The sequence below is a fragment of the Methylobacterium platani genome (assembly GCF_001653715.1).
Taxonomy (GTDB): Bacteria; Pseudomonadota; Alphaproteobacteria; order Rhizobiales; family Beijerinckiaceae; genus Methylobacterium; species Methylobacterium platani.
On sequence record NZ_LWHQ01000040.1, the window covers coordinates 1 to 23,679 of the forward strand.

General features: G+C 70.5%; 17 protein-coding genes and 1 rRNA gene. 9 read left to right on the top strand and 9 right to left on the bottom strand.

Annotation, left to right across the window (positions count from 1 at the left end; genetic code table 11):
- Both A5481_RS20290 and A5481_RS20295 read right to left on the bottom strand, forming a co-directional pair.
- Positions 1-160: ribosomal RNA gene (locus tag A5481_RS20290) — 16S ribosomal RNA — on the bottom strand; the annotation flags it as partial.
- Positions 161-510: 350 nt separating this feature from the next.
- Complete coding sequence (locus A5481_RS20295) at positions 511-1,644, bottom strand: CaiB/BaiF CoA transferase family protein (protein ID WP_048436916.1); 1,134 nt, start codon at positions 1,642-1,644, stop codon at positions 511-513.
- Between the two features lie 202 nt (positions 1,645-1,846).
- On the opposite strand from A5481_RS20295, the gene A5481_RS20300 reads away from it, so the two are divergent.
- The 4 genes from A5481_RS20300 to A5481_RS20315 all read left to right on the top strand — a co-directional run bounded on the left by A5481_RS20300 (position 1,847) and on the right by A5481_RS20315 (position 7,834).
- On the top strand, positions 1,847-2,608 hold the full coding sequence (locus A5481_RS20300) for an SDR family NAD(P)-dependent oxidoreductase (protein ID WP_048436915.1): 762 nt from the start codon (positions 1,847-1,849) through the stop codon (positions 2,606-2,608).
- Positions 2,609-2,620: 12 nt separating this feature from the next.
- On the top strand, positions 2,621-3,751 hold the full coding sequence (locus tag A5481_RS20305; protein ID WP_048436914.1) for an acyl-CoA dehydrogenase family protein: 1,131 nt from the start codon (positions 2,621-2,623) through the stop codon (positions 3,749-3,751).
- 295 nt (positions 3,752-4,046) lie between these two features.
- On the top strand, positions 4,047-6,662 hold the full coding sequence (locus tag A5481_RS20310; RefSeq protein ID WP_156312125.1) for a sensor domain-containing phosphodiesterase: 2,616 nt from the start codon (positions 4,047-4,049) through the stop codon (positions 6,660-6,662).
- Between the two features lie 125 nt (positions 6,663-6,787).
- Positions 6,788-7,834 carry a DUF3616 domain-containing protein gene (locus A5481_RS20315; RefSeq protein WP_048436913.1) on the top strand — a complete coding sequence of 349 codons (1,047 nt, stop codon included), beginning with the start codon at positions 6,788-6,790 and terminating at the stop codon, positions 7,832-7,834.
- A gap of 40 nt (positions 7,835-7,874) precedes the next feature.
- Here A5481_RS20315 and A5481_RS20320 read toward each other — a convergent pair whose 3' ends face one another.
- Complete coding sequence (locus A5481_RS20320; RefSeq protein ID WP_048436912.1) at positions 7,875-8,774, bottom strand: metal ABC transporter substrate-binding protein; 900 nt, start codon at positions 8,772-8,774, stop codon at positions 7,875-7,877.
- A 392-nt stretch (positions 8,775-9,166) separates the two neighbouring features.
- On the opposite strand from A5481_RS20320, the gene A5481_RS20325 reads away from it, so the two are divergent.
- Positions 9,167-9,502 carry a DUF2934 domain-containing protein gene (locus A5481_RS20325; protein WP_245239169.1) on the top strand — a complete coding sequence of 112 codons (336 nt, stop codon included), beginning with the start codon at positions 9,167-9,169 and terminating at the stop codon, positions 9,500-9,502.
- A 108-nt stretch (positions 9,503-9,610) separates the two neighbouring features.
- On the opposite strand, the gene A5481_RS20330 is transcribed toward A5481_RS20325, so the two are convergent.
- Both A5481_RS20330 and A5481_RS20335 read right to left on the bottom strand, forming a co-directional pair.
- Positions 9,611-10,840, bottom strand: a complete 1,230-nt coding sequence (locus A5481_RS20330; RefSeq protein ID WP_064504259.1) for an MFS transporter — start codon at positions 10,838-10,840, stop codon at positions 9,611-9,613.
- Between the two features lie 18 nt (positions 10,841-10,858).
- A complete protein-coding gene (locus tag A5481_RS20335; RefSeq protein ID WP_053082487.1) occupies positions 10,859-11,050 on the bottom strand; it encodes a thioredoxin domain-containing protein in 192 nt (63 codons plus the stop codon).
- Positions 11,051-11,304: 254 nt separating this feature from the next.
- On the opposite strand from A5481_RS20335, the gene gyrA reads away from it, so the two are divergent.
- Positions 11,305-14,055 (top strand): DNA gyrase subunit A, encoded by a 2,751-nt coding sequence (gyrA, locus tag A5481_RS20340; RefSeq protein WP_048435565.1) that lies wholly within the window; start codon positions 11,305-11,307, stop codon positions 14,053-14,055.
- Between the two features lie 150 nt (positions 14,056-14,205).
- Here the strand turns inward: gyrA and A5481_RS20345 are convergent, their stop codons facing one another.
- Positions 14,206-16,224, bottom strand: coding sequence for a protein meaA (locus A5481_RS20345; protein ID WP_048435566.1), 2,019 nt, complete (start codon positions 16,222-16,224; stop codon positions 14,206-14,208).
- A 197-nt stretch (positions 16,225-16,421) separates the two neighbouring features.
- Between A5481_RS20345 and ccrA the strand changes: the two genes are divergently transcribed.
- On the top strand, positions 16,422-17,717 hold the full coding sequence (gene ccrA, locus A5481_RS20350; RefSeq protein WP_048435567.1) for a crotonyl-CoA carboxylase/reductase: 1,296 nt from the start codon (positions 16,422-16,424) through the stop codon (positions 17,715-17,717).
- A 76-nt stretch (positions 17,718-17,793) separates the two neighbouring features.
- Here ccrA and A5481_RS33755 read toward each other — a convergent pair whose 3' ends face one another.
- Complete coding sequence (locus A5481_RS33755; RefSeq protein WP_156311969.1) at positions 17,794-18,957, bottom strand: hypothetical protein; 1,164 nt, start codon at positions 18,955-18,957, stop codon at positions 17,794-17,796.
- A 589-nt stretch (positions 18,958-19,546) separates the two neighbouring features.
- On the opposite strand from A5481_RS33755, the gene leuD reads away from it, so the two are divergent.
- Both leuD and A5481_RS20360 read left to right on the top strand, forming a co-directional pair.
- Positions 19,547-20,149 carry a 3-isopropylmalate dehydratase small subunit gene (gene leuD / locus A5481_RS20355; RefSeq protein WP_048435568.1) on the top strand — a complete coding sequence of 201 codons (603 nt, stop codon included), beginning with the start codon at positions 19,547-19,549 and terminating at the stop codon, positions 20,147-20,149.
- A 154-nt stretch (positions 20,150-20,303) separates the two neighbouring features.
- Positions 20,304-21,503 (top strand): lytic murein transglycosylase, encoded by a 1,200-nt coding sequence (locus tag A5481_RS20360; RefSeq protein WP_048435569.1) that lies wholly within the window; start codon positions 20,304-20,306, stop codon positions 21,501-21,503.
- Positions 21,504-21,638: 135 nt separating this feature from the next.
- Here the strand turns inward: A5481_RS20360 and A5481_RS20365 are convergent, their stop codons facing one another.
- Together A5481_RS20365 and A5481_RS20370 are read right to left on the bottom strand one after the other, a co-directional pair.
- Positions 21,639-22,736: a L,D-transpeptidase family protein gene (locus A5481_RS20365; RefSeq protein ID WP_048435570.1), complete on the bottom strand. Its 1,098-nt coding sequence runs from the start codon at positions 22,734-22,736 to the stop codon at positions 21,639-21,641.
- 68 nt (positions 22,737-22,804) lie between these two features.
- The gene (locus tag A5481_RS20370; RefSeq protein ID WP_053082488.1) at positions 22,805-23,617 is read right to left on the bottom strand and encodes an extensin-like domain-containing protein; all 813 of its coding nucleotides are present in this window, start codon (positions 23,615-23,617) and stop codon (positions 22,805-22,807) included.
- Positions 23,618-23,679: the final 62 nt, after the last annotated feature.

Consider the following 23,679-nt stretch of genomic DNA (forward strand, 5'->3'; position numbering starts at 1 on the left):
GTATTAGCTCAAGTTTCCCTGAGTTATTCCGAACCGAAGGGCACGTTCCCACGTGTTACTCACCCGTCTGCCGCTGACACCACGAGGATGCCCGCTCGACTTGCATGTGTTAAGCCTGCCGCCAGCGTTCGCTCTGAGCCAGGATCAAACTCTCAAGTTGAAGAGCTGATCAAAGCTGATCACAACATAAAACGGAAGCACACAACCGATCGGCGTTTCCGCCTGATCGTGTGAGCACCGAAACGTCGGACCAGCATCATCCTACTCACGATCCAGGCCGAAACCCGGATCCGCAGGGACGACGCCGTCCACGCTTCTCTTTCTCAGATGTACTTGTCAAAGAGCGGTCCGGTCGGAACCGGGGTATCATCGGCGACAACGGGACCAGCGCCTGACCAAGGTCAGGCTCGCCGGCCCGGACTGTCTCGAAGATGGCTCAGCGCCCGGGCCGCTGTCGCGGCCGGCGCCGATGGGTGGTCGTATAGGCCCCGCGTTTCGGCCCGTCAACACTTATTGTCCCGGCTCAGCTTCGAAAGTCCCCTCCCCGCTCCACCGGCGAACCGCCTCCGCGAGGGTGAGGGGGCCGGCGGCGGGCCGGATCGCCGAAGGCGTACCGGAGAATCGCGGCGCCGGCGCGGGCTGGACGGTGCCGTCGACCGTGACGAAGGTTTGCCGCGCGGCGAGGTGCGGGTGGTCCGCTGCCTCGCCGAGCGCCAGGACCGGGGCGAGGCACGCATCCGTCCCTTCGAGGAGCCGGCACCAGTCGTCGCGGGTCTTCGTCAGGAACAGCGCCTCGAGCTTGCGCCGCAGCACCGGCCAGATCTCCGGGTCGTCGCGGCGGTCGAAGTCCGGATCGGCATCGAGGCCGGTGAGGCGACGAAACAGGGCGTAGAAGTGCGGCTCGAGCGCCCCGAGGGCGACGTGATTGCCGTCGGCGCAAGCGTAGGTGCGGTACCAGGGCGCGCCGCCGTCGAGGAGGTTCGCCTCGCGCCGGTCGCTCCAGCGTCCCTGCGAGGCGAGTTCCGAGAACATCGCCATCAGGGAGGCGGCACCGTCGCAGATCGCCGCGTCGACGACCTGGCCGCGCCCGGTGCGTCCGGCCGAGAGCAGGGCGGCGAGGAGACCGGTCACGAGGTAGAGCGCGCCGCCGCCGTAATCGCCGACGAGGTTGAGCGGCGGCACCGGCCGCTCGGCCGGGCCGATCGCCGCCAGCGCGCCGGTGACCGCCATGTAGGTGATGTCGTGCCCGGCGGCCCGCGCCAGCGGACCGTCCTGGCCCCAGCCGGTCATGCGGCCGTAGACGAGGCGGGGGTTGCGGGCGAGCACCGCGTCGGGCCCGAGCCCGAGCCGCTCCATCACGCCGGGCCGGAACCCCTCGATCAGCGCGTCGGCCCGCTCCAGCAGCGCCAGGGCGCCGGCGCGATCGGCCGGGTCCTTGAGGTCGACGGTCACGGTCGGGCGTCCGCGCGCGACGACGTTCCTCGAATAGGGATCGGCGCCGCCGGGCCGGTCGAGCCGCACCAGCTCGGCCCCCATGTCGGCGAGCAGCATCGCCGCGAAGGGACCCGGGCCGATGCCGGCGAACTCGACGATGCGCAGCCCCGCGAGCGGCCCGCCCTGCCCTGTCCCGTCCGACGGGTTCATGCGCCCTCCTCCCCGATGCGCATCGGCCGGCGCTTGTCGTCGCTTGGTCGGCGCGCCTTGACGATGACAGGTCGGCCCCATAGCGATTGGGACCAACGAGGGATCGCCTAGCAGACCGGTCCGCCCTTCGCCATGGGCGGGCCTTGCGGACGATCCGTCCCCCGCGTGAGCGGCGGGATCAACGAGGTCAGGGAGGACGCGGATGAACGTCAACGGCGTAGCGGCCATCGTCACGGGCGGCGGTTCGGGGCTCGGCGCGGCGACCGGCCGGGCGCTCGCCGCGGCGGGCGCGCGGGTCGCGCTCCTCGACCTCAACGAGGGCGCCGCGGCCGAGGTCGCCCGCGAGATCGGCGGCCTCGCCCTCCCGTGCGACGTCGCCGATGCGGGAAGCGCCGAGGCGGCGGTCGCCCGGGCGGCGGAGGTGCACGGGCCCGCCCGCATCCTCGTCAACTGCGCCGGCGTCGCGACCGCCGGGCGGATCGTCGGCCGCAACGGTCCGCTCGACCTTCAGGCCTATGCCAGGGTGATCCAGGTCAACCTGATCGGCAGCTTCAATCTCATGCGCCTCGTGGCCGCCGGCGCATTGGCGCTCGATCCGCTGGAGGGCGGCGAGCGCGGCGTCATCCTCTCCACCGCCTCGGTCGCGGCCTACGAGGGCCAGGTGGGCCAGGCGGCCTACGCCTCCTCGAAGGCCGGCATCGTCGGCCTGACCCTGCCGGCGGCGCGGGAATTCGCGCCCTCCGGCATCCGGGTCTGCGCCATCGCGCCGGGCATCTTCGAGACGCCGATGCTGCGCGGCCTGCCGCAGGAGGTGCAGGAGTCGCTCGGCGCCGCGGTGCCGTTCCCCTCCCGTCTGGGCAGGCCGGAGGAGTACGCGAAGCTCGCGATGGCGATCATCGACAACCCGATGCTCAACGGCGAGGTCATCCGCCTCGACGGCGCACTGCGCATGCAGTCCAAGTAAAGGAGCGGCCGGATGCTGAGCGACGATCAGATCCTGATCCGCGACACCGCCCGCAGCTTCGCGCAAGAGCGGCTGAAGCCGTTCTCCGCCGGATGGGACCGGGAGGCGCGCTTCCCCCGCGAGGCGATCGCCGAGATGGGCGCGCTCGGCTTCATGGGCATGCTGGTGCCCGAGGAGCATGGCGGGGCCGCCGCCGACCACGTCGCCTACGCGCTCGCTATCGAGGAGGTGGCGGCGGGCGACGGCGCGGTCTCGACGGTGATGAGCGTCCACAACTCGGTCGGCTGCATGCCGATCCTGAAGTTCGGCAGCGGCGAGCAGAAGGCGCGTTTCCTCGGGCCGCTCGCCCGCGGCGAGCAGCTCGCGGCCTTCTGCCTGACCGAGCCCGGCGCCGGCTCGGACGCCGCCGCCCTCAAGACCCGGGCGCGGCGCTCCGGCAATGCCTGGGTTCTGTCGGGCACCAAGCAGTTCATCACCTCGGGGGCCAATGCCGACCTGGCGATCGTCTTCGCGGTGACCGATCCGGAGGCCGGCAAGCGCGGCATCTCGGCCTTCATCGTGCCGACGAAGACCCCGGGCTACCGGGTGGCGCGCATCGAGCACAAGCTCGGCCAGCGCGCCTCCGACACCGCCCAGATCGTGTTCGAGGACATGGAGCTCACCCCCGACCTGATGCTCGGCCAGGAGGGCGAGGGCCTCAGGATCGCGCTCGCCAACCTCGAGGGCGGGCGCATCGGCATCGCCGCCCAGGCGGTCGGCATGGCGCGCGCCGCGTTCGAGGCGGCGCTCGCCTACGCGGGCGAGCGCGAGACCTTCGGGCAGAAGCTCACGCAGCACCAGGCGGTCGCCTTCCGGCTCGCCGACATGGCGACGCGGATCGAGGCCGCCCGGCTCCTGGTGCTCAACGCCGCGCGCCTGCGCGATGCCGGGCAGCCCTGCCTGAAGGAGGCGGCGATGGCCAAGCTCTTCGCCTCCGAGATGGCGGAGGCCGTGTGCTCCGACGCGATCCAGATCCACGGCGGCTACGGCTACCTCGCCGATTACCCGGTCGAGCAGATCTACCGCGACGTGCGGGTGTGCCAGATCTACGAGGGCACCAGCGACGTCCAGCGGATCGTGATCAGCCGGGCGCTCGCGGGATGACGGGTGCCGCCCGCGGCGCGACCCGCAGGCAACGAGGCGAGATCTCATAGATCGGCCGCCGCTTCGCCACGTAGACGCGACGAACTCTCGTCGCGGCAGCCAATCGAGTGCCGAGAGGTGAGCGATGCAATGCATCGTCCGGCCGATCGGCCGCGACATACACCGGCCGGCCTACGCCGCTTCGCCGGGCTGCACTCGGCGGCGGCATCGCACTTAACGACGTATTAACGTTTTTGACATTGTGTCACGATCGACCCGGCGCTTCACGCCCGGCCCGGCGGCAAGGAGCGTCGCGGTGCATCTTCGTCCCGTGCGGGAGGCCGAGCGCCTCTCCGACCTGCGCGCCCTCGGCATCCTAGACACGCCGCCGGAGGCCCATTTCGACGCGGTCTGCCGCCTCGCCCGCGCGCTGTTCCGGGTGCCCTACGCATGGATCTCGCTGGTCGATGCGGACCGGCTGTGGTGCAAGGCGTCGGCGGGCATCCAGTTCGGTCCCACCGGCCGGGACGCGGCCTTCTGCAGCCACGCCGTCCTGAGCGACGCCCCCCTCGTGGTCGAGGACGCGACGGCCGATCCGCGCTTTCGCGACGTCGCGCTCGTGACCGGGGAGCGGGCGGTACGGTTCTATGCCGGCGTGCCGCTGGTGCTGCGGCCCGGCCTGCCGCTCGGCACCCTGTGCCTCGGCGATACGGTCCCGCGCCGGCTCTCCGACGAGGAGACCGCGCGGCTCCGCGACCTGACCGCGGTCGTGGTGGCCCAGCTCCGGCACTACGAGGCCCGGGTCACCAGCGAGACCGAGGTCCTGCGCCGGCGGGCGGGCGAGGACGCCCTGTCGCGCGCCAACCGCAACCTGATGCTGGCCGAGCAGATGGGGCGCATCGGCCACTGGCGCGTCGACCTCGCCTCGGGCGCCACCTCCTGGTCGGACGAGGTCTGCCGCATCCACGGCCGGGCCCCGGGCGACCCGGCCGCCGACGTCGCCGAGGCCCTGTCCTACTACCATCCGGACGACCGGGGGCGGGTCGCGGACCTCGTCGCGCAGGCGCGGGAGAACCGGACGGGCTTCCAGTTCACGGCCCGCATCGTGCGGCGGGACGGCGAGGAGCGGATCATCGTCTCCCGCGGCATCTGCCAGCAGGACGAGGCCGGCGCGGCCGTCGCGCTGTTCGGCAGCGTGCAGGACGTGACCGAGATGGCCCGGGCCGAGGCCGAGCTGCAGGCGGGCGCCGCCCGCCTGCGCGCCAGCACCGCCCTCCTCGACGCCACCCTGGCGCATATGGACCAGGGCCTGATGATGGTCGACGAGGCCGGGATCGTGCGGGTCTGCAACGAGCGCGCCCTCGCGCTCCTCGACCTGCCGCGGGAGCTGATGCGGGCCGAGCCGACCTTCGACGCCGTGCGCCGCCACCAGATCGCGCAGGACGACTTCGCCCGCTGCGACGCCGGCCTGCGCGAGCAGGTCGCCCACGGGCCCCTCACCACTCATCCCCACACCTACGAGCGCGAGCGGCCGAACGGCACGGTGCTGGAGATCCGCACGGTGCCGCTGCCCACCGGCGGCGCGGTGCGCACCTATACCGACATCACCGCCCGCAAGGCGGCGGAGGCGCAGGCGGCCCACCTCGCCCGGCACGATCCGCTGACCGGGCTGCCCAACCGGGCGCTGTTCCGCGACAGCCTCGACCAGCGCCTCGCCGCCGTGCGGCGCCACGGCGGCAGCTGCGGCCTGCTCTGCCTCGACCTCGACGCCTTCAAGGCGGTCAACGACACCCTCGGCCATCTCGCCGGCGACGCGCTGCTGCGCGAGGTGGCGGGGCGGATCCGCGCCGCCCTGCGCCAGGAGGACCTCGCGGCGCGCCTCGGCGGCGACGAGTTCGCGGTCCTGCTCGGCGGCGAGGCGACGGCCATCAGCGCGGCCGCCACGGCGGCGCGGCTCGTCGCGGCGCTGCGCGAGCCGGTCGACCTCGGCGGGCAGGAGGCGACGATCGGGGTGAGCATCGGCATCGCCTTCGCGCCCGAGCACGGGCTCGACAGCGACACCCTGCTCAATCGCGCCGACCTCGCGCTCTACCGGGCGAAATCGGACGGGCGCAACACCTTCCGGCACTTCGCCGCCGCGATGGACCGGGCGGCGGAGGAGCGCCGGCGCCTCGAACTCGACCTGCGCCTGGCGCTGCAGCGCGGCGAGTTCTCCCTGCAGTACCAGCCGGTCTTCGACCTCGCCGACGGGCGGATCGCCGCGCTCGAGGCGCTGCTGCGCTGGGACCATCCGGCCCGCGGCCCGCTCCCGCCGGGAGCGTTCCTGCCGCTCGCCGAGGAGACCGGCCTGATCGTGCCGCTCGGCGAGTGGGTGCTGCAGGCCGCCCTGCGCGACGCGCGGGCGCTGCCGCCGGCGATCCGCATGGTGGTGAACGTCGCCGGCGCCCAGCTGCGCCGGCCGGGCTTCGCCGCCTGCCTGCGCGCCGCCCTCGCGGCGAGCGGCGAGCCCGCGGGGCGCTTGGAGCTCGACATCGCCGAGGCGGCGGTGGCCGAGGAGCGCGGCCGGCTGGCCGAGATCGCGGCCCTCGGTGTCGGCCTCGCCTTCGACGATTTCGGCGCCGGGGCCTCCTCCCTCGGCGCGCTGCGGCGCCTGCCGTTCGGACGGATCAAGCTCCAGCGCGACCTCGCGGCCGCGCCCGACGCCGCCGGCCTCGTGCCGGCGCTCGTCGCCCTCGGGGGCGCGCTCGGCCTGGACGTCGTCGCCAAGGGCGTCGAGACCGAGGCGCAGCTCGCCGTCCTGCGAGAGGCGGGCTGCGCGGGCGCGCAGGGCTTCCTGCTCGGCGGGCCGGTGCCGTTCGGCGACGTGCTGGCTGTGTTCGGGGGAGCGGCCCGTCGCGAGCCTGCCGATCGCGCCACGCGCTCGTGCGCCTGAGCCGGCCAAGGGGGCGAGGCACAGGGTCGCCCGTCGCCGGCTTGCGGGATCGCGCCGCTGCCGTAGAGGAGTGTCGAGGCGCCGTCGCCCCGCCTCCGCCATCACCGGTTCCCGCGAGATTCCCGATGCTCCGCCCCCTGCCGCTCCTCACGATCCTGGCCTCGTCCCTCGCGGCCTTCGCGGCGACCGCCGAGCCGGTGACGGTCGGCCCGCTGCTGGAGCATCGCGGGATGTGCGAGGCCTCCGGCGCCGTACCCTATCCGCGCGGCAGCTTCGGCGACCGCTTCCTCGTGGTCGACGACGAATCCTCGGTGATGCGGCTCTACCGGGCCGGCGCGGGCGGCGAGGCGCTGCCGCTGGAGGGGGCCGACCTCGCGGCCCAGCTCGGCCTCACGCCGGAGGACCGCAAGGCCGACCTCGAATCCGCGGCCTGGCTCGGATCCGACCTCTACGTGCTCGGCTCCCACAGCCGCCGCCACGGCGGCAAGCAGAGCCCGGGGCGCGGACGCCTCGCCGCCGTGACGGTGACGGAGGCGGGCGGCACGCCCGGCCTGGTCCCGCTGGGACGCGCCGTCCGCGGCCTGCCGCCGGCGCTTTCGGCCCTCTCGCCCCTGCTCGCGGCCCGGATCGGCCTCGACGTGCCGGCCCGCGACGACCTCGATCCGAAGCGCAAGGGCTTCAATATCGAGGGGATGGCGCCGCGCCCGGACGGGCGGTCCCTCTGGCTCGGCCTGCGCAATCCCCTCGATACCGACGCCAACGCCCTGCTGGTCCCGTTCGAGAACCCGGCCGAGGCGATCGCCGGCGCCGCCCCGCGCCTCGGGGCGCCGGTCGCCCTCGACCTCAAGGGCCGCGGCATCCGCGACCTCGCCTACGCGCCGCAGGCGAAGGCCTACCTGATCCTCGCCGGCGGGGCCGGCGGCGGGGGCGAGCCGTTCGACCTCTATCGCTGGTCGGGCGATCCGGCCGACAGGCCGACCCGGGTCGACGGCGCCGCCGCGGCCTTCGCGGCGATCCCGGACTTCCAGCCCGAGGCGCTGCTGGTCGCCCCGGCCGGCGACCGGGTCCAGGTACTCAGCGACGACGGCGAGGCGCTCGGCTCGGACGGCAGGCCGTGCGAGGAGTCGCGGGACGGCAAGCGCTTCCGCAGCCTGACGCTCGGCCTGCGGTGAGGCGGGCGGCATTCGGCGACGCCGAGCGGGGCCTGCCGCCTCACTCCTTCAGCGCCGCCGCGAACTCCCCGGCGTTGTGGCGCATCATGTCGAGATAGGTCGGGGCCGGGCCGCCGGGCTCGGACAGGGCGTCGGAGAAGACGCGCCCGCCCGCCTTGGCGCCGCTCTCGCGGGCGATCTGCTGCATCAGCCGCGGATCGGAGACGTTCTCGAGGAAGACCGCCGGGATCCTGTCGCGGCGGACCTGGCGCACGATCGCGGCGACGTCGCGGGCCGTGGCCTCGCTCTGGCTCGACACGCCCTGCGGGGCGAGAAAGCGCAGGCCGTAGGCCCTGGCGAAATACCCGAAGGCATCGTGCGTGGTGACGATGCGCCGGCGCGCCTCCGGGATGCCGGCGAGCGCCGCGCGGACCTCGGTGTCGAGGGCGTCGAGCCGCGCGAGGTAGGCGGTCGCGTTGGCCTCGTAGGTCGCCGCCCCGGCGGGATCGACGCTCGCCAGCCCGTCGCGGATGTTGGCGACGTAGCGCCTGGCATTGGCGACGTTCTGCCAGGCATGCGGGTCGACGGCGTGGTCGTGTCCGTGCCCCTCGCCCTCGTCCTCCTCGATCGGGACGATGCCCGTCGAGGCGACGACGACCTTCGCCTTGGTGCCGGAGGCCTTGATCAGGCGGTCGATCCAGCCCTCGAAGCCGAGGCCGTTCACCACCACCAGCCGGGCGGAGGCCACCGCCTGCGCGTCGGCCGGCGCCGGCACGAAGCTGTGCGCGTCGCCGTTCGGGCCGACCAGGGTGCCGACCGCGACCCGGTCGCCGCCGACCTGCCGCACGAGGTCGCCGAGGATCGAGAAGGTCGCCACCACCCGCATCGGCTCCGCCCGGGCGGGCGCGGTCCAGGCCAGGCCCAGTGCCAGCAGCAGCATCCCGATTCTCAGCCTGCCCATCGCGTCAGTTCCCCGGTTCGACGATGCGCCTCCCCTAGGACGGCCCGCGGGCATTTGCAACAATGTTACATTTGTGGAGCTGGGACCCGGCCGCCGGGTCAACCCGGGTCCGGGTTAACCTGGGTCGAGGACAGGCCGGCCGGGCGGGTCCAGGCTGACCAGCGTCACGCCGTCCTTGCCGCTCTCGCTGGGACGGTGTCACCGGCGGGCCCGACCGTCCCGCGCGAGCGGGATCGCGAGGCCCGCCGCCCTCCGCTTCCCCGCCCTCCTCGTCCCCGTCCTGAGCGTCCGCCCCGCCCTGAGGAGCGGACCGGTCGTGCCTTCCTTCCGGTGGGACCGGCGCCCGGGCGGGTTAGGGCTTCCTTAACCATGAACCACGATGGTCCGCTCACATGAACCACGAGGAGGTCGGGATGGATCACGTCGAGACCAGCATCCGCGAGCGGGCCTACGCCCTGTGGGAGCGCGACGGCCGCGCGCCGGGCCGCGACGAGCATTACTGGCTCCTGGCCGAGCGCGAGCTGCGGACCGTTGTCGAAGCGCCCGCCGCCGCGGAGGCGATCGTCGCCGAGCCGGTACGCAGGCCGGCGGCCCGCAAGCCCGCCGCGAGCAAGAGCGCCGCGGCGAAGAGCCCGGCGGCCAAGACCGTGGCGGCGATGGCCGAGGCGGTGGCCAAGCCCGCCCCGCGCCGGCGTCGCGCGGCGGCGGAGACCGTCACCACGCACTGAGCCGTCCCGGGCGCATCCGCGCCGGGAAGGCCCGATCAGACTTGCCGGGCGCGTCCGCGCCAGGAAGACTTGATCAAACTTGCCGGGCGCGTCCGCGCCCGGATGCCCTCAGCCCCTCCCGCCCTGCGGGAGGGGCTTTTCCGCGTGTCGCTGCCCTGCCGGCCGCGCGCCGCGGCGCCGGACCCGCCACAGCGCGCCGATCAGGGCGACGTCGATCAGCCCGAGCACCGCCAGCGCCGTCACCGTCGCGTCGGCCCCGGCATGGGCGATGAGGTAGGCGCCGGCCGACGGCGCGAGGGCCTGCGCGGCGAGGTTCGGCTTCGCCAGGCGCCCGAGCAGGGCCGCGTAGCGCTCGGGCCCGAACAGCGCGAGCGGCAGGGTGCCCCGTCCGATCGAGTAGAGCCCGTTGCCGGCGCCGTAGATCATCAGCACGAAGGCCGGGCCGAGTAGCCCGCTCCACAGCAGCCCGAGCCCGACCGCCATCAGGAGGATCGCGACCGTGAGGGTCCAGATCGGGTGGTGGCGGCTGCGATTGGCCACTTCGAGGAGCCGCGCCCCGACCTGCGACGGCCCGACCAGGGTCCCGATCGACACCGCCGCCGCCAGCGACAGGCCGCGATCCTGCAGCAGGGTCAGCAGGTGGACCGAGACGATCGAGGTGACGATGCCGGTGCAGGTCACCACCGCGCCCAGAACCAGGAAGGTCGGGCGCTCGGCGGGATCGAGGGTCACCGCGTCGGACCGCCCTGCCCCGGGCCCGGCGGGCCGCGGGGCGGCGGGCGGGACCAGCCCGAGGATCAGCGGCAGGCACACGGCGGTCTCCAGGGCCGCGTAGGTCAGGCAGGTGCCGCGCCAGCCGAGATGCGCGAGCAGGAAGGCCGAGAGCGGCCAGCACAGGGTGCTGGAGAACCCGCCCCACAGGGTCAGCGCGGTGATCGCCGGGCGCGCGTCGGCGCCGTAGAGACGCCCGAGGGTGGCGAAGGCGGCGTCGTAGAGGCCCGATCCCATCCCGGCGCCGATCACCAGCCAGGCGAGGCCGAAGACCGGCAGGTTGGGGGCGAGCGCCAGCAGGACCAGCCCGACCGTCATGAGGCCGGTCGAGACGGCCAGGACCGGGCGCCCGCCGTGGCGCCCGATCATCCGGCCGGCCGTCGGCGCGACCGCTCCCGCCACCAGCATGCCGGCGGTGAGGCTGCCGAAGATCCACGGCAGCCCCCAGCCGGTCTCCGCCGCGATCGACGGCCCGAGCACCGTCAGCAGGTAGTAGCTGCAGCCCCAGGCGAGGATCTGCACGATGCCGAGGGCCGAGATGACCGGCCAGCGCCCTTGCGCGATCATGGGTCGGGGTCCGGTTCGTCAGGCCGTGGCGGCCGCGCCCGGCGGCACGCCGCGCACCGGGAGGCCGGCCCGGCCGAGCTGCGACCGCGGCAGCGCCGGCGGCGCCTCCGGGGATGCGACGATGCGGGGCTCGATCCCGGCGTCGCGGATCGTCGCCGGCACGGTGCGCGACGTCCCGCAGGCCGGGTTGTGGTCCATGACGACGTCCATCGCGAGCGGCCTCCGGCCGCGGGCGCACCGGTCCCGCGCCCGCATCCTTTGCCAATCTCTAACGACTTCGCGGGACACTCGTCCACCGGGTGTCGCCGGGCTTGTGGAACATCCCCGGAACACCCATCTAAGATGCTGATTTGCTTCGCCTTCCGCCTTTCGCGCCGGCACATGGCGCTGGCACTGGGCGGCGAAATCGGTTAAGCCGGCCCACGAATGTGTGAGCCCGCGCGGGCCGCGACGAGAGACAGACCTTGGCAGAGAACGACCCGACCGGCGCCCCCCCGCCCGCGACCGACATCAAGCCCGTCTCGATCACCGACGAGATGCGCCAGTCCTACCTGGCCTACGCGATGAGCGTGATCGTCAGCCGGGCCCTGCCGGACGCGCGCGACGGCCTGAAGCCGGTGCATCGCCGCATCCTGTACTCCATGTACGAGAACGGCTACCTGCCGGACCGCAAGTACGTGAAGTCGGCGCGCATCGTCGGCGACGTGATGGGTCAGTATCACCCGCACGGCGACCAGTCGATCTACGACGCCCTCGTCCGCATGGCGCAGGACTTCGCGATGCGGCTGATGCTGGTCGACGGCCAGGGCAATTTCGGCTCGGTCGACGGCGATCCGCCGGCGGCGATGCGCTACACCGAATCGCGCCTCGCCAAGCCCTCGATGGCCCTCCTCGAGGACATCGACAAGGACACGGTCGACTTCAACCCGAACTACGACGAGTCGAAGGACGAGCCGGCGGTCCTGCCCGCCCGCTTCCCCAACCTCCTCGTCAACGGCGCCGGCGGCATCGCGGTCGGCATGGCGACCAACATCCCGCCGCACAACCTCGGCGAGGTGATCGACGGCTGCATCGCGCTGATCGACGATCCGGCCATCACCATCGAGGGCCTGAACGACATCATCCCGGGCCCGGACTTCCCGACCGGGGGCTCGATCCTCGGGCGCTCGGGCACCCGCTCGGCCTACATGACCGGCCGCGGCTCGGTGATCATGCGGGCGAAGTCCCACGTCGAGGAGTTGCGCAAGGAGCGCGAGGCGCTGATCTTCACCCAGATCCCGTATCAGGTGAACAAGGCGTCGCTCGTCGAGAAGATCGCCGACCTCGTGCGCGAGAAGCGCGTCGAGGGCATCGCGGATCTTCGCGACGAATCCGACCGCGACGGCATGCGCATCGTGGTCGAGCTGAAGCGCGACGCCGTCGCCGACGTGGTGCTGAACCAGCTCTACCGCTACACGCCGCTGCAGACGAGCTTCGGCTGCAACATGGTGGCGCTCAACGGCGGCCGCCCCGAGCTTCTGAATCTCAAGGACCTGATCCAGGCCTTCATCGACTTCCGCGAGGAAGTCGTCTCCCGCCGCACCAAGTTCCTCCTGAACAAGGCGCGCGAGCGCGCCCACGTCTTATGCGGTCTCGCCATCGCGGTCGCCAACATCGACGAGGTGATCCGGCTGATTCGGACCTCGCCGGACCCGAACTCGGCCCGCGAGGCCCTGATGGCCCGCGACTGGCCGGCCGAGGATATCGCGCCGCTGATCGCGCTCGTCGACGATCCGCGCCATCGGCTGCGCGAGGACGGCACCTACCGGCTGTCCGAGACCCAGGCCCGCGCCATCCTCGACCTGCGCCTGCAGCGCCTGACCGCGCTCGGCCGCGACGAGATCGGCGACGAGCTGAAGCGCCTCGCCGACGAGATCGCCGACTATCTCGACATCCTGCGCTCGCGCGCCCGGATCATGGGCATCGTCAAGCACGAGCTGGCGGAAGTCCGGGCCGAGTACGCGACGCCGCGCAAGACCGAGATCCTCGACTGGGATTCGAGCGTCGAGGACGAGGACCTGATCCAGCGCGAGGACATGGTCGTGACCGTGTCGCACGCCGGCTACATCAAGCGGGTGCCGCTCTCGACCTACCGGGCCCAGCGCCGCGGCGGCAAGGGCCGGGCCGGCATGTCGATGCGCGACGAGGATTTCGTCACCCGGCTGTTCGTGGCGAACACCCACACGCCGGTGCTGTTCTTCTCCTCGCAGGGCCAGGCCTACAAGGAGAAGGTGTGGCGGCTGCCGCTCGCGGCGCCGAACGCGCGGGGCAAGGCGCTCGTCAACATCCTGCCCCTCGACCAGGGCAAGGAGCGCATCACCACGATCATGCCCCTGCCCGAGGACGAGGCGTCCTGGGAGACCCTCGACGTGATGTTCGCCACGGCGTCGGGCAGCGTGCGGCGCAACAAGCTGTCGGACTTCGTGCAGGTCAACCGCAACGGCAAGATCGCCATGAAGCTCGACGAGGGCGACCACATCGTCCACGTCGAGATCTGCACGGAAGCCGACGACGTGCTGCTGACCACCGGCGCCGGCCAGTGCATCCGCTTCCCGGTCACCGACGTGCGGGTGTTCAAGGGCCGCGACTCGACCGGCGTGCGGGGCATCAACCTCGCCAAGGGCGACGAGGTCATCTCGATGACGATCCTGCGCCACTTCGAGGCCTCGCCCGAGGAGCGCCAGGCCTACCTCAAGCGCGCCAATGCCGACCGTCGCGCCACCGGCGAGGCGATCGAGCTGCCCGCCGAACCCGAGCCCGAGGGCGAGGAGGCCGCAGCCTCGATCAACCTGGAGCAGGACCGCTACATCACCATGGGGGCGGCGGAGCAGTTCGTCCTCACCCTGTCGGAGCGCGGCTTCGGCAAGCGCACCTCGTCCTTCGAGTACCGGATCTCCGGCCGCGGCGGCAAGGGCATCAAGGCGATGGAGGTCAATGCCCGCAACGGCACCCTCGTCGCCTCGTTCCCGGTCGAGACCAGCGACCAGATCATGCTGGTGACCGATGCCGGCAAGCTGATCCGCGTGCCCGTCGACGACATCCGGGTGGTCGGCCGCGCCTCGCAGGGCGTCACGGTGTTCAACACCGACAAGACCGAGAAGGTCGTATCGGTCGAGCACATCGAGGGCGAGGGCGAGGCGGAGGTCGAGATCGACGGGGAGGCCGAGGGGGGCTGAGCCCCCCCCGGGCCGCGGGCCGGGCCGTCACGGGGATACGCCCCTCGCCGGCTCCGACGCGGCGCGGAACTGCCGCCTCGCGTGAGACGCTGTCCGGACAGCGTCTCGTCCTCGTCGAGAGGGCCGGTTCGGCCCTCTCGACGTCGCCGTTCAGAACACCTCTTCCCGCCGCGGCTCCGCGCCCTCCGCCTCGCGCTTCGCGATCGACCGCTCGACCACCTTGGCGAGGCCGACCATGATCGTGTCGAGGGCGTAGTCCTTCGGGGTGTAGATCGCGGCGACACCCATGTTCTTCAGCACCAGCTCGTCGTCGGGCGAGATGATGCCGCCGACGACGACCGGGATGTGGTCGAGGCCCTCCTGGCGCAGCCGCGAGCGGACCTCGCGCACCAGCGGCACGTGCGAGCCGGACAGGATCGACAGGCCGATGATGTGGGCGTTGCGCTCGCGCGCCTTGGCGACGATCTCGGCCGGGGTCTGGCGGATGCCGTCATAGGTGACGTCGAAGCCGACGTCGCGGGCGCGAAGCGCGATCTGCTCGGCGCCGTTCGAGTGCCCGTCGAGGCCGGGCTTGCCGACGACGAGCTTCGGCGCCTCGCCCAGGCGCTCGCCGAGATCGGCCACCAGCAGGCGCGCCTCCTCGGCCGCACCCGAGGTGACGGTCTCCGGGGTGACGCCGGTGGGGGCGCGGTACTCGCCGAAGACCTGGCGCAGGCGCTCGCCCCATTCGCCGGTGGTGACGCCGGCCTTGGCGCAGGCGATCGAGGCCGGCATCACGTTGCGGCCCTCGCGCGCCGCCGCCTCCAGCTCGTCGAGGGCCGCCGCGACCGCGGCCGCGTCGCGCTTCGCGCGCCAGGCCTTGATGCGCCCCTGCGCCTCCATCTCGACGGTCTCGGAGACGGTGAAGATCGCGCCGTCGCCGGCGGTGAGTGGCGAGGGCTCGCCGTTCTGGAACTTGTTGACGCCGACCACGACCTGCTCGCCGCGCTCGATCGCCGCGATGCGCTTCGCGTTCGATTCGACGAGCGCCCGCTTCATCAGGCCGGTCTCGATCGCCGCGACCGCGCCGCCGAGCGCGCCGATGCGTGCCAATTCCGCCCGGGTCTCAGCTTTGAGAGCCTCGACCTTGGCGTCCATCACGACCGAGCCGTCGAAGATGTCGTCGTATTCGAGGAGGTCGGTCTCGAAGGCGAGGATCTGCTGCATCCGCATCGACCATTGCTGGTCCCAGGGCCGCGGCAGGCCGAGCGCCTCGTTCCAGGCCGGCAATTGCACGGCGCGGGCGCGGGCGCGCTTGGACAGGGTCACGGCCAGCATCTCGATCAGGATGCGGTGGACGTTGTTCTCGGGCTGCTGCTCGGTCAGCCCGAGCGAGTTCACCTGAACGCCGTAGCGGAAGATGCGCTTGCGGGCATCCGCGATGCCGTAGCGGTCGCGGGTGATCTCGTCCCAGAGATCGCAGAACGCCCGCATCTTGCAGATCTCGGTGACGAAGCGCAGCCCCGCATTGACGAAGAACGAGATCCGCCCGACCACGTCGGCGAAGCTCTCCTCGTCGAAGTTCGGATCGTCCCGCACCGTGTCGAGGACCGCGATGGCGACCGCGAGCGCGTAGGACAGTTCCTGGACCGGCGTCGCCCCCGCCTCCTGCAGGTGGTAGGAGCACACGTTCATCGGGTTCCACTTCGGAACCTGGCTCGTCGTGAACAGGATCACGTCCTTGGTGAGCCGCAGGGACGGCCCGGGCGGGAACACGTAGGTGCCCCGCGACAGGTATTCCTTGATGATGTCGTTCTGGGTCGTGCCCTGGAGGGCCGAGAACGGCGCCCCCTGCTCCTCGGCCACCGCGAGGTAGAGCGCCAGCAGCCACGGCGCCGTGGCGTTGATGGTCATCGAGGTGTTCATCTGGGCGAGCGGGATGTCCTGGAACAGGGTCCGCATGTCGCCGAGATGCGCGATCGAGACGCCGACCTTGCCGACCTCGCCGCGGGCCAGCTCGTGGTCCGGGTCGTAGCCGGTCTGGGTCGGCAGGTCGAAGGCGACCGACAGGCCGGTCTGCCCCTTGGCGAGGTTGCCGCGATAGAGCGCGTTCGATTCCGCCGCCGTGGAATGGCCCGCATAGGTGCGGATGATCCACGGCTTGTCGCGCTTGACCTCCGGTTCGCCCATCTCGCGCCCTCACCCTCGTTGCCCGGCCGGGTGGGGTCTGAGCCCACCGAAGCGCGGATGCTAGCGGTGCCCGGTTTAACCGTCACCCTTGACCTAAGGCCGACTCGTGGCCTGCGTCGCCTAAAGGGCTATTGGACGCCCCCTGGAACGACGCTAGAATCCACGGTGCAGTGCAATATTTCAAGGGAGGGTCCGCGATGGCTGCGAGCGCCGCGCTGGAGCCGGTGGCGACGGGTGGGTCCGGGTTGAAGGATCTCTACGAGATCGGCGAGATTCCGCCGCTCGGCCACGTCCCGGCGAAGATGTATGCCTGGGCCATCCGGCGCGAGCGCCACGGCCCGCCGGAGACCTCGATGCAGATCGAGGTGCTGCCGACCTGGTCGATCGGCGACGACGAGGTGCTCGTCCTCGTGATGGCCGCCGGCGTCAACTACAACGGCGTCTGGGCCGGCCTCGGCGAGCCGATCTCGCCGTTCGACGTCCACAAGGCCGACTTCCACGTCGCCGGGTCGGACGCCTCGGGCATCGTCTGGGCCGTCGGCGCCAAGGTGAAGCGCTGGAAGGTCGGCGACGAGGTCATCGTCCACTGCAACCAGGACGACGGCGACGACGAGGAGTGCAACGGCGGCGACCCGATGTTCTCGCCGTCGCAGCGCATCTGGGGCTACGAGACCCCGGACGGCTCCTTCGGCCAGTTCTGCCGGGTGCAGTCGCGCCAGCTGATGCACCGGCCCAGGCACCTGACCTGGGAGGAGAGCGCCTGCTACACGCTGACGCTCGCCACCGCCTACCGGATGCTGTTCGGCCACGCGCCGCACACGATCAAGCCGGGCCAGAACGTGCTGATCTGGGGCGCCTCGGGCGGCCTCGGCGTGTTCGGCGTGCAGCTCTGCGCGGCGGCCGGCGCCAACGCCATCGCGGTGATCTCCGACGAGTCGAAGCGCGACTACGTCATGAGCCTGGGCGCCAAGGGCGTCATCAACCGCAAGGACTTCAACTGCTGGGGCCAGTTGCCGAAGGTGAACTCGCCCGAGTTCAACGAGTGGACCAAGGAGGCCCGCAAGTTCGGCAAGGCGATCTGGGACATCACCGGCAAGGGCAACGACGTCGACATCGTGTTCGAGCACCCGGGCGAGGCGACCTTCCCGGTCTCGGCGCTGGTGGTGAAGCGCGGCGGCATGGTGGTGTTCTGCGCCGGCACGACCGGCTTCAACATCACCTTCGACGCCCGCTACGTCTGGATGCGGCAGAAGCGCATCCAGGGCTCGCACTTCGCCCACCTGAAGCAGGCGGCGGCCGCCAACCAGTTCGTCATCGACCGCCGGGTCGATCCGTGCATGAGCGAGCTGTTCCCCTGGGACAAGATCCCGGAGGCCCACACCAAGATGTGGAAGAACCAGCACGCGCCGGGCAACATGGCGGTGCTGGTGAACTCGCCGCGGGCGGGCCTGCGGACGTTCGACGACGTGCTGGAGCTGTCCGGGTCGCGGTGACGGCTCCTGTCGAGTGACGAAAGCCCGGCCGTCGCGTCTCGCGACGGCCGGGCCAACGTCGTTCCGGAAACTGCGCCTACGGAAGCCGGCCGCTCAAGTTCACCACAGACGGCTGCGGCAGCTTGCTGATGTCGGTGCTATTGTTCTGAATCTGATCCAGCAAGGCGAAAATCGCCTTCGTTTTCCGCGCTCCCTGTTCCGGTACGCAGTACCGTTGACCCTGATACCCGACTTCGACGAAGCATGGACCGGATGTATTCTCTTTGATGTCCAGCAGTGGCTCTAGGTCGAAGTTGTCGATCGGCAAGTATCGCTCGGCGAGATCAGGCCTGCGATATATCCCGCCCAAAAATCGATAGATGCCGACTAGGGAGCGAAATTCGGCCTGTATAGGGGCGAGATTTTTTGGACGCTTCTTGTAAACTTTATAGTCGAACTCTCCCTGATTTCGCCCGCATTGAGCGTCACGCACTCCATGAAAACCGGTTCCCTCATATAATGCTATGATTTCCGGCTTTATGTTATTGAAACAAATTTTTGCATCTATATCTATGCTCGCGTCGATCTTGCTTTCTTTGCTATCGATATTGAAACCTGCAATTGTTTCTTTGTTTGGGTTGAGGGACCGGGTTGCCTCAAAATCAAGCCTGAGAGCTTCCGCAGATTCCCGGATCCTGCGAAAACAATCCGCAGCACTGATGTTAGGAGTCATATCAATGCCTGGCAAATAGGGACAATCGACAAACTTGCTCGGAAACGTGTCGATGTGAAAATATTTATTATTGGCGTAGATAATAATTTTTGATGTCGTCAGCGAGAGAAGAAGATCGATCGGAAATCCGTCGCGGGCAAATCGCAGCAACTGCAACGCCGAGACCGCCGTCGTGGCAGCCTGCGTGAAGTCTTTGCCAACCAAATTATTGAAATTCGGGATCGACTGGCTCTGAAGTCCCCCGCTGAGCGTGCTGTTTGAGAACCCGAACGGCCGTCCGGACTGAACCGCCAATGGACCGATCGAATAGCTGGGAAGCCCCGCGTTTACGCTGCTATTATACTGCCCCTGAATGGTCGCGACGCTGACGAATGACAATGGGGCGCCCTGGCGTGCTCGCAGAATATTCAGCAATATTGCCTGATTGCGAAAGTTGTCGGCACTTATATTCATCTCGGTCAAGTGGCCATCGACGCTATCCGTGATGGATACGCACGCGGCCACTGTGGGGGCAATGACGAACGCCATAGCGGCAAGTCGGAAAATTCTTGATATCCTTCCCCACACTGCACCTCTCCTTATTTTCTGCAGCAGATACAAATTCATTCGGAAAATTTGATTTGTCCAGAACGTTGGGTGAAGCCATCGGGCGCTTTGTCTGAGATGATGCAATTTGGTAACATTTGAATATTGCCGTAATTTACGTATTTTTAATCATTCTATAGCCGTGAAATACATTAGATATGACAGAATTGATAAAATCGGGAGAAATGCATCGAAAATGAGGTTGTATCGTCCGGATGAATGAATGTCGCGCGGTAGAGTCGATGGATGCTCATCGATAAAGCCGTGAGAAGCTTGAGGGGTTGCCAAACGACTTCCATAACACGCTGGACATCGCTCGGAACGGAACGGCATGCCGCATCGCCGGCAGGCTGGATTTCGGTGCACGGCGGCTCGCAACAGAACCGGACGGGCTCCGGATCGGGCGGAGGGCGCGGGAAGGTCCGCTCATCGGCGACGGCCGGCCCGCTTGCATGGACGCCGCCGCTTGCTAGAACCACCGGCGATCAGCCGCGCGACGCCTCACCCCCGCGCGGCGCGGGACCTGAGGCCCATGGAAAAGTTCACCGTGCTGGAAGGCGTTGCGGCCCCGCTGCCGATCGTCAACGTCGACACCGACCGCATCATCCCCAAGCAGTACCTCAAGACGATCAAGCGCACCGGCCTCGGCAAGGGCCTGTTCTCCGAGATGCGCTACCGCGACGACGGCTCGGAGAATCCCGACTTCGTCCTCAACCAGCCGGCCTACCGCAACGCCAAGATCCTGGTGGCGGGCGACAATTTCGGCTGCGGCTCGTCGCGCGAGCACGCCCCCTGGGCGCTCGCCGATTTCGGCATCCGCTGCATCATCTCGACCAGCTTCGCCGACATCTTCTTCAACAACAGCGCCAAGAACGGCATCCTGCTGATCACCGTGAAGCCGGAGGATCTGGAGAAGCTGCTCGACGACGCGAATCGCGGCGCCAACGCGACGCTGACGATCGACCTCGAGAACCAGCTCATCAAGGGGCCGGACGGCGGCACCCTGCACTTCGACATCGACCCGGGCCGCAAGCACAACCTGCTCAACGGCCTCGACGATATCGGCCTGACCCTCGAGAAGGCCCCGTCGATCGACGCCTACGAGCGGAAGCTCGCCGAGCGGCCCTGGGCCTGACGCCGGTCGGCGCCGCAGGATTAATCCCCCGGGACCGGTGGGCCCTTCGCCGCGGCGAGGCCCCCGCCGGTCTGCGATTCCATCAGGACTTCCTTAACCCTGATGACGCCCCATTCGGGGCTCAGGATCGGAGAAACGGGAGAGACACCTGCTCATGACGCGGCGCGCGACCCTCAAGGCCGCCACCCTGCTCTGCCTCGCCGGCCTCGGCCTGCCGCAGGCGGCGCTGGCGGATTTCCGCTCCTGCCTCGCCGGCATCGGCCAGGAGGCCGCCGCCCAAGGCGTGTCGCCGGCCGCGTTCCAGGCCGCCACGGCCGGGATCAGCTTCGACGACAAGGTGATCGAGCTCTCCCAGGCCCAGCCCGAGTTCAAGACGCCGATCTGGGACTACATGGCCGCCCTCGTCGACGACGAGCGGGTCGATGACGGCCGCGCCGCCATGCGCCAGCACGCGAGCGCCCTCGCCCAGGCCGAGGCGCGCTACGGCGTCGACCGCTACACCATCGCGGCGGTGTGGGGCGTCGAATCGAATTTCGGCAAGAACCTCGGCAAGATGCCGCTGGTGCAGTCCCTGGCGACGCTCGCCTGCGGCGGCACCCGCCGGCGCGAGTTCTTCAAGACCGAGCTGCTCGCCACCCTCAAGATCATCGCCAAGGGCGACATCGCGCCCGAGCGCCTGACCGGCTCCTGGGCCGGCGCCTTCGGCCAGACCCAGTTCATGCCGACCACCTACCACCGCCTCGCGGTCGACCTCGACGGCGACGGGCGGCGCGACGTGGTCGATTCGGTGCCGGACGCGGTCGGCTCGACCGCCAACTTCCTGCGCGTCGCCAAGTGGCACAACGGCCAGCCCTGGGGCTACGAGGTGCGGCTGCCGCCGGGCTTCAACGTCGCGGCGGCCGGGCGCAAGAACAAGAAGCCGGCGGCGCACTGGGCGTCCCTCGGCGTCACCCGCCTCGACGGGCGGCCGCTCTCGGCGGAGGGACCGGTCGGCATCCTGGCCCCGGCCGGCGCGAACGGCCCGGCCTTCCTGGTGACGAAAAACTTCGACGCGATCTACTCCTACAACGCCGCCGAATCCTACGGGCTCGCCATCGCGGTGCTGTCGGATCGCCTGCGCGGCAAGGCCGGCGTCCAGACCGCCTGGCCGACCGACGACCCGCCGCTGTCGCGCGCCGAGCGCCGCAGCCTGCAGAGCGCGCTCGCCTCCCGCGGCTACGACGTCGGCGAGCCGGACGGCCGGGTCGGAGCGAAGACCCGCGAGGCGATCAAGGACATCGAGCGGCGCCTGGGCATGCCGCAGACCGGGCGACCGGGCGCGAAGGTGCTGGAAGCGCTGCTGCGCAGCAATTGAGGGTCCGGGCGGAGCCCGACGGTTCCGCCACCCTGCCCGCCATCCCGGGTTTCCGCCTTCGGCGAGCCCCGGGACGACGCACGGATTGATGCGTCTCGAAGCCGACAGAACGACGCGGCCTGGCCGCGCGCCTGCCTACTTGCCGAAATCGACCTTCGCCCCGCGCTCGATGTGCTTGGCGAGGTCGCGGGCATCCCAGTTGGTGAGCCGGATGCAGCCGTGCGACTCGGTCTTGCCGACCTTCTCCGGCTCGGGCGTGCCGTGGATGCCGTAGCCGTCATTGCCCGAGAGGTCGATCCAGACCAGGCCGACCGGGTTGTTCGGGCCGGGCTTGATGGTGAACTTGTGCTTCGCCTCGACGCCCTTGAACTCGTATTTCGGGTTGTAGGTGTAGGTCGGATCGAAGGCGACGCCCTCGACCTTCAGGATTCCGGTCGGCGCCGGCTTCTCCTCGCTGCCGATCGAGGCCGGGTAGAGATGCAGGAGCGTCCCGTCGTCGCCGTAGGCGCGGACCTGGTGCGCCTCCTTGTCGACCTCGACGCGGCCGACCTTCGGCGCCTCGGGCAGCTCCTTGGCGGGGATGCGCCCGGTCTCCATCGCGGGCACCGCCGCCACCGTGATCGCCGTGCCGGCCTTGGTCAGCGGCGTGCCGGGATTGAGCGCCTCGAGCAGCGCCTTGCTCATGTGGAAGCGCTCGGCCAGCATCTCGGCCGGCGAGGTGTAGGACAGCGCCTTGAGGTCGGCCTGCTCCTCCATCTTCGGCGGGATCTCCTCGACGTAGGGGCCGGCGACGTCCTGGTCGGTCAGCGTGTACTGCGTCACCGCCGGGTCCTGGCTCGTCGCCGACAGGGCCTGCCAGAGCGGCGCGTCGAGCGTTCCCGAGAAGGACTGGCCCCTGGCCCTGGCGAAGCCGGCCAGCGCCCCGCGCAGGTTGTCGCCGTCGCGCCCGTCGATCGCGCCGGGCGAGAAGCCGGCCCGGTCGAGCAGCACCTGCGTGCGGATCGTCAGCGGGTCGGGGCGCTTCTCGTCCGTCCTGCCGGATGTCCTCGTGTCCTTCTCGGCCTTCCGGTCCTCGGCACGTTTGCCGCCGGCCTCCTGGCTGCCTTCGCTCGCCCCCGCACCGAACTGCGCCCCGTTGATCGCCTCCGGCGTCAGGGAGGTCTCGGCGGCGCCGGCGGCGCCCGACAACCCGATCATCACCAGAGCCGTGCCGAGCCGTGCCACCGTCCGCATGTCCGCCTGTCTCCCGTTCGCCGAATCGAGCAAAGCCTCAAGCGCCGGATGCGGTGTCCCGTTCCCGCTCACTGGCACAGGCGGTGGCCGCTCTGGCGCTCGCGCTCGTCGAGGTGGAGGTGGTTGGCGTGGGCGGGGTCGGAGCCCGGCCCGAGCACGGTGCGGAAGAACGCGCAGGCGCGCGCCCGCACGGCGGCCGCGAAGGCGGCCTCGGGCGTGCCCTCCTTCGTCGCCCCGACGGCGATCGGTGGCCGTCCGTCGACCGTGAAGCCCATCACGTCGACGCCGTTGGCGAAGGCGTGCTCGCTGAGCTTGGCGCTCGGGTCGTGGTTCTGGCCGCGGCACTCGTAGGAACCGCCGATCTGGAACGTCCGGGGCGCCTTGCCGAGGGTGCGCTCGCCGATCACCCGCACCTCGGTGCTCCAGCGCGCCAGGGCCTCGGCGGCGGTGCAGGTCAGGGTGGCGGCGGGCGCCAGCACCACGCCGTCCGGCAATTCCGTGACCCGCAGGGGCCTCGCCGCCCCGCACATCCCGTCGGAGAGCGGCGCCACCGGCTCGGCCTTGGCGCCGAGGCGCTCGAGGCGGCGCAGGCAGGCGGCGTCGTCGGGCACGAGTGCGGCGGGCGTCGGCGCCGGGCCGGAGGGCACGTCGGCCGGACGTTCGGGCGGCAGGGGCGGCGGCTCCGGCACGGCCGGGGGCGGCGTCTCCTTCGCGGTCTCCTTCGTGGTCTCCTTGGCTGCCGGCTCCTTCGCCGCCGGCTCCCTGGCCTCCTCGGGTCGTGGCGGCGGCAGGGGGACCTGATCGGCCGGGACACGGCTCAGCGGCGGCGGGGCGGCGGGTGCCTGCGCGGCGGCCTGGCCGGTGACGAGCGTCGCGCCCATCAGCACGGCCAGGATCCGCCCGGCGATCATATCCGGCATGGCCCTCACTCCCCTCGCGCGAC

Coding starts and splice junctions, on each gene's coding strand:
- A5481_RS20305 (WP_048436914.1), top strand. CDS start 2,621: ATGCTGAGCGACGATCAGATCCTGATCCGCGACACCGCCCGCAGCTTC.
- leuD (WP_048435568.1), top strand. CDS start 19,547: ATGGAAAAGTTCACCGTGCTGGAAGGCGTTGCGGCCCCGCTGCCGATC.
- A5481_RS20345 (WP_048435566.1), bottom strand. CDS start 16,224: ATGGGCGAACCGGAGGTCAAGCGCGACAAGCCGTGGATCATCCGCACC.
- A5481_RS20330 (WP_064504259.1), bottom strand. CDS start 10,840: ATGATCGCGCAAGGGCGCTGGCCGGTCATCTCGGCCCTCGGCATCGTG.
- A5481_RS20360 (WP_048435569.1), top strand. CDS start 20,304: ATGACGCGGCGCGCGACCCTCAAGGCCGCCACCCTGCTCTGCCTCGCC.
- A5481_RS20315 (WP_048436913.1), top strand. CDS start 6,788: ATGCTCCGCCCCCTGCCGCTCCTCACGATCCTGGCCTCGTCCCTCGCG.
- A5481_RS33755 (WP_156311969.1), bottom strand. CDS start 18,957: ATGGCGTTCGTCATTGCCCCCACAGTGGCCGCGTGCGTATCCATCACG.
- A5481_RS20365 (WP_048435570.1), bottom strand. CDS start 22,736: ATGCGGACGGTGGCACGGCTCGGCACGGCTCTGGTGATGATCGGGTTG.
- A5481_RS20300 (WP_048436915.1), top strand. CDS start 1,847: ATGAACGTCAACGGCGTAGCGGCCATCGTCACGGGCGGCGGTTCGGGG.
- A5481_RS20370 (WP_053082488.1), bottom strand. CDS start 23,617: ATGGGCGCGACGCTCGTCACCGGCCAGGCCGCCGCGCAGGCACCCGCC.
- A5481_RS20325 (WP_245239169.1), top strand. CDS start 9,167: ATGAACCACGAGGAGGTCGGGATGGATCACGTCGAGACCAGCATCCGC.
- A5481_RS20295 (WP_048436916.1), bottom strand. CDS start 1,644: ATGAACCCGTCGGACGGGACAGGGCAGGGCGGGCCGCTCGCGGGGCTG.
- A5481_RS20320 (WP_048436912.1), bottom strand. CDS start 8,774: ATGGGCAGGCTGAGAATCGGGATGCTGCTGCTGGCACTGGGCCTGGCC.
- A5481_RS20335 (WP_053082487.1), bottom strand. CDS start 11,050: ATGGACGTCGTCATGGACCACAACCCGGCCTGCGGGACGTCGCGCACC.
- ccrA (WP_048435567.1), top strand. CDS start 16,422: ATGGCTGCGAGCGCCGCGCTGGAGCCGGTGGCGACGGGTGGGTCCGGG.